The following is a 1,964-nucleotide window of genomic DNA, read 5'->3' as shown; positions in this document are numbered from 1 at the left end:
TGAAGGTCAGTGATGTGGGGAGAGTGGCAGCGCAGCGACGGGTTGGACGGACCCTGGATGCTCCGCGGGGTGATCCCAGTCCGACCGCGCCTTTTCCAGCGCATGAGGATCGAGCGCTTCTCCATCACGGAGCCGAATCGCGACAGTCCGACCCAGCAACGAAACGTCCGAGCGCAGCTGCACGCCATCCGCATCGATGGAATAAAGCTTCAGACCGGTCCCAGGAACGCTATCGCCCTCGGCCACTCGCGCGGCCGGCGCTGACGCGACGACAAACACAGCCGCACGCACATCCGTCGCGTGCGCCAGTAACTTGACGCGCAACTGCTCGGCTCCTTCAACTCCCTCGGCATACGCGATCGCGCACGCCACCCCGCCAGCCCAGCACCAGGTCCGTTTCATCATGGTATCGGCTTGTCCCCAATAGTTCGCATCGGACAGCTTTCGCGCGTACCGCAATGCCTGGACGCGTGCAGGAACTCTATACGACCCGCTCCTCTCCGTTCGCCATCGAGCCGCTCGCTCGCTTGTACGAAAAAGACGCCAAGCGAATGAGCCGGAACGCGAGTTCGGGCGACGACAGACGCCGATCCGCGGACCGATGGTGGTGGCGACAGCGCGATAGTGCGTTGTTCCCTGCTCGAAATGGCGAGCCGGCGACGCTGTTGACTTTTTCCAGGCACTTGTGAAATGACCCACCGAAATCGCCCAAGTTATGCACGCGGCAACGCATCCCCGCGATGCGCAACGGCCTATCCGTGGCCAGAGTCGAAACGACATCGTCTGTCAGTTCAGTGCGGAGGCGGCTGCGCCGGCGTTGCGATCGGAGTCAACGGGCCCGGGCGTGCTGCCCGATGATCCCAGTCGGATCGAGCAGTTTCGATTCCCTTCGACTGGATCAATTCGTGGTCACGCAGCCTGGCGGTGAACGGGGAACCGATCAGCAAATGCGCAGAACGCACATCGAGCCCATTCGATTTGATCGAATGAAGTTTGAACCCCTTGCCGTGAAGCCCGTCGCCCTGTTCCCCGCGCAGGTCAGGCCGGACGGCGACCGTGAAGACTGCCGCACCAACTTCTGTAGGATGTCCCAGCAAGGTCATTGTCGTGCGCTCCATCGCTTCTCCCCTGTTCGCGCGTACGAAGACATACGCCATAGCACCGATCCAGTGCCTAGTCCGTTCTAAAGTGCCCTTCAATTTCCCCGAAAACTACTCGCGAAAGTGCGCCCGCACAGCGCGAGCAATTTTGACGCGCGGCAGCGGTAACCCGCTGGACGATCTCTGTGCATGACCAAACTATTCGGCTGCTCAGAAGAAAACCGCGATCAGGAGCACATATTGAAGTAATCCACATACAGGTCATTTAGATGCCACTTGTTCGTCGCCAACCGTTTTCGCGACGAACTCCAATTTCGCGACGAACTCCAATCATTCATGCAGATTCCTCCAGAGCGCAGCCGTGCCTGTTGTGGAGAAACCCACATGAACCGTGACAAGGAAGAGCCTGCGCGTGCTGCAAGCCTTTTTTGGGCGCAATGTCTTTCCTGCCTGTTCTTGTTGAAACGCCCAATCAACCCCACTGCGGCTGCACGGGCGGCAACCTCACCAGCGCAATGAATGCATCGATCCAGGCACGGGATTCCTGTTCGGTGAAGTGATGGAACAGCATGGCAATCTCCTGCGAGCGGAAAGTGATGTGGGGGATGGCACATAGAACGTCCAATCGAGTCTCACTGCGACATCGATGTGTCCATCGCAGTGCTCGTAGCGCTCGTTCCCGTTCTCGCGCCCAATCGTGGCGGAGGTGCGGCGGCGGAGGACGGATGGGCAGGCAAACGCATTAACATCGGCGGATGACCGCCCCCACGCGTTTCACCCTAGTGCTCCGATGATGAACCGGACCCGGCAGTTCTGGCTGCTGCAGATCAGTGCGTGGACCGGCTACGGGCTGGAAAACTTCCT

It is taken from the genome of Dokdonella sp., from assembly GCF_039926425.1.
Lineage (GTDB): Bacteria > Pseudomonadota > Gammaproteobacteria > Xanthomonadales > Rhodanobacteraceae > Dokdonella_A.
This window is presented reverse-complemented; position numbering follows the sequence as displayed.